Here is a 4,070-nt window from a genome sequence, read left to right on the forward strand (position 1 = left end):
GCGTTTAACGCTGACTTCGACGGTGACCAAATGGCTGTTCACGTGCCGCTCTCGCTGGAAGCCCAGCTGGAAGCACGCGTTCTGATGATGTCCACCAACAACGTTCTGTCGCCTGCAAACGGTGCGCCGATCATTGTTCCCTCGCAGGATATGATCCTCGGGCTCTATTACATCACGATGGAGCGCGAAGGTATGAAGGGCGAAGGCATGGTCTTCTCCTCTGTGGACGAAGTGCAGCACGCTCTGGACGCTGGCGAAGTGCACCTGCACGCCAAAATCCAAGCGCGTATTCCGCAGATCGACGATGATGGCCAAGAGGTCATGAAGCGCTTTGAGACCACACCCGGTCGGATGCGTCTGGGTGCATTGCTGCCCTTGAACGCGAAGGCGCCGTTTGAGCTGGTTAACCAGCTTTTGCGTAAGAAAGACGTGCAGCGGGTCATTGACACCGTTTACCGTTATTCGGGCCAAAAAGAGTCGGTTATCTTCTGTGACCAGATCATGGGCATGGGTTTCCGCGAAGCGTTTAAGGCGGGCATCTCGTTCGGCAAAGACGACATGGTCATTCCTGAAACCAAGTGGCCAATCGTGGACGAGACCCGCGACCAGGTAAAAGACTTTGAACAACAGTACATGGACGGCCTGATCACTCAGGGCGAGAAGTACAACAAAGTTGTGGACGCTTGGTCGAAGTGTAACGACAAAGTCACCGAAGCGATGATGACCACCATTTCGGAATCCGGTCGCGACGCCAATGGCGCCGAGAACGAGCCGAACTCGGTCTACATGATGGCCCACTCCGGTGCGCGTGGCTCGGTCACACAGATGAAACAGCTGGGCGGGATGCGCGGTCTGATGGCAAAGCCGAACGGCGACATCATCGAGACTCCGATTATCTCGAACTTTAAAGAAGGTCTGACCGTGTTGGAGTACTTCAACTCCACCCACGGTGCGCGGAAAGGTCTGTCGGATACGGCGCTTAAAACAGCGAACTCTGGTTACCTGACACGCCGTTTGGTTGACGTGGCGCAGGATTGCATCGTGCGTTTGCCCGACTGTGGCACCGAAAAAGCGATCACCGCTTCTGCGGCTGTGAACGACGGTGAAGTCGTGGCTTCAATCGGTGAGCGTGTTCTTGGCCGGACCTCGGCTGATGACGTGTTTGTGCCCGGCACGGACGAGATCATCGTTTCCGCCGGTGAGCTGATCGACGAACGCAAAGCCGACGCCATTGAGGCGGCCGGTGTTGCCTCGATGCGTATGCGGTCGCCACTGACCTGTGAAGCCGAAGAAGGCGTGTGCGCTGCGTGCTACGGTCGTGACCTTGCACGGGGTACGCAGGTGAACCTTGGTGAAGCTGTCGGCATCATCGCCGCGCAGTCCATCGGTGAGCCTGGTACCCAGCTGACGATGCGGACGTTCCACATCGGCGGCGTTGCTCAAGGTGGTCAGCAGTCCTTCCAAGAAGCCAGCCATGACGGTGTTGCAGAATTCCGCAACGCCCTCGTTCTGGAAAACTCGGCAGGTGAAATCGTCGTGATGGGGCGTAACATGACCCTTGCTATCATGGACGAGCGAGGCGAAGAGCGGGCCAGCCACAAGCTGGGCTACGGCACCAAACTGCACGTCAAAGAAGGTGCGAAAATCGCCCGTGGCGACAAGCTGTTTGAATGGGATCCCTACACCCTACCGATCATTGCTGAAAAAGCTGGTACTATGAAGTTTGTCGATCTTTACGCGGGCATTTCTGTCCGGGATGAGACCGATGACGCGACCGGCATGACCCAGAAGATCGTGACTGACTGGCGCTCTGCTCCCAAAGGAAACGAGTTGAAGCCTGAGGTTATTGTCGTGGGTGAAGACGGTGAGCCAATGCGCAACGACGCAGGCAACCCTGTCAGTTATGCAATGTCAGTGGATGCGATTTTGTCGGTCGAAGATGGCCAGAAAATCGACGCCGGTGATGTCGTGGCACGTATCCCGCGTGAGGGGGCCAAGACCAAGGACATTACGGGTGGTCTGCCACGCGTTGCGGAATTGTTCGAAGCCCGCCGTCCAAAGGATCACGCCATCATCGCCGAAGCCGATGGTTACGTGAAATACGGTCGCGACTACAAAAACAAGCGTCGCATCGCGATTGTGCCTGCCGATGAGAACATGGACACCATCGAATACATGGTGCCCAAAGGTAAGCACATCCCCGTTGCAGAGGGCGATTTCATCCAGAAGGGTGATTACATCATGGACGGCAACCCAGCCCCCCATGACATCCTCCGTATCCTTGGGATTGAGGCGCTGGCTGAGTATCTGATCGACGAAGTGCAGGACGTTTACCGTCTGCAAGGCGTTAAGATCAACGACAAGCACATCGAAGTGATCGTGCGTCAGATGCTCCAGAAGTGGGAAATCCTCGAAAGCGGCGACACCACGCTTCTTAAGGGTGAGCACGTCGACAAGGCCGAGTTCCTTGAAGCCAACGCGAAGTCCGAAGCCCGCGGTGGTCGTCCCGCCAAGGGTGAGCCGATCCTTCTGGGGATCACCAAGGCGTCGCTGCAGACACGCTCGTTCATCTCTGCCGCCTCCTTCCAGGAGACAACGCGGGTCCTCACCGAGGCCTCCGTGCAGGGCAAGAAAGACAAGCTCGTCGGTCTTAAGGAAAACGTCATCGTGGGCCGTCTGATCCCAGCTGGTACTGGTGGCGCGACCCAAGAGATGCGCCGCATTGCGCAAAAGCGCGATAGCGTTGTCATCGAAGAGGCCCGCGCAGAGGCAGAAGCTGCCGCAGCACTGGCCGCGCCAGTGACTTCGGAGGCGGATGCAGTCTTTGGGGATATGCCCTCGGCTGACTAATCTGTCCGATACGATCAACAAAAAGGCCTCCACGTTTCGTGGGGGCCTTTTTTGTTACGTGGCAAAGGGAACCATAGGTTCTTTTGCCTGTTGTCGTGGTGGGCTACAGATTGAGTAACGCTGCTAAGTTGGGGTTCCCAAATGTTGATCTGTTCGCCGCCTAATTGTAACGTCCGTGGGCGGGGCACGCGCCAGCGCGGGGCTACGCCCAGAGCCACGCTCCGATGATGACCGACAACCTTCGGGGGGCGGCGTTGATGGCGGCTTCAATGGCTGCATTCACGTTCAATGACGCGCTCATCAAGCTGGTGGCCGAGACAATTCCGCTGTTTCAGATGGTATTCCTGCGTGGGGTCTCTGCCACGATCCTCGTGGCTCTGTTAGCGTGGCATATGGGGGCTTTTGCGCGGCCCATACCACGCGCGGATCGCGGCCTAGTTGCCCTGCGCATTCTGGCCGAGGTCTGCATTTTCATTCCCTTCATTATCGCGCTGACCCATATGCCTTTGGCGAATGTGACAGCCATTCTTCAGGCCGTGCCGCTGACCATCACACTGGCTGGCGCATTGTTTCTGGGAGAGACTGTCGGATGGCGCCGCTGGATCGCGATCTTGGTCGGCTTTGCGGGGGTGTTGCTGATCGTCAGGCCGGGGGACGAAGGCTTTAACATCTACGCGCTACTGGCATTGGCGGCTGTTGCGGGCATCACGCTCCGCGATGTGGTCACGCGTAAGTTGTCGGCGAATGTGCCCTCTTTGCAGGTCGCGGTTTGGACGGCTTTGGCGATTTGCTGCCTCGGGCTTGTAGGTTCGCTGTTCCGTCCTTGGGCGCCGGTAAGTCTGTTTGAGGGCGTACAGATTGTCGGAGCATCGGTGTTCATTCTCGGTGGGTATCTCTTTTCGATCATGGTGATGCGCGTAGGTGAAATTGGGTTCATCGCCCCGTTCCGCTACACCGCATTGGTCTGGGGGTTGTTGCTGGGGTGGCTTGTATTTGGGGACTGGCCCGATGGACTGACCTTGTTGGGCAGTGGGATCATTGTGGCCACAGGCATTTACACCCTGTGGCGGGAACGCACGCAGGCGGCTGGTTAGTCCAGGTATGTCCATGGGTGACAAGCGGGTGGAGAGCAGGGCAGACGGCGGCCAAACCATCCAATTCAGTCCATTTAGAATCGGCTATGACTGTCGAGTGTGCTTTCCTAGTCTGCCCCCTGCAAT

Annotated in this window: 2 protein-coding genes; both read left to right on the forward strand. The window is 57.4% G+C overall.

All coding sequences use genetic code 11. The annotated features are described in order from the left end of the window. On the forward strand, positions 1-2,850 hold a 2,850-nt coding region (locus AC4GMC_RS17415), incomplete at its 5' end, for a DNA-directed RNA polymerase subunit beta' (RefSeq protein WP_490391484.1). A 224-nt stretch (positions 2,851-3,074) separates the two neighbouring features. Continuing rightward, positions 3,075-3,944 (forward strand): DMT family transporter, encoded by an 870-nt coding sequence (locus AC4GMC_RS17420; RefSeq protein WP_487878158.1) that lies wholly within the window; start codon positions 3,075-3,077, stop codon positions 3,942-3,944. Positions 3,945-4,070: the final 126 nt, after the last annotated feature.

The organism is Thalassobacter sp. (assembly GCF_982993085.1).

What these genes read in the sequence shown, in the direction of transcription:
- AC4GMC_RS17420 (WP_487878158.1), top strand. Translation starts at nt 3,075, where the DNA reads ATGATGACCGACAACCTTCGGGGGGCGGCGTTGATGGCGGCTTCAATG.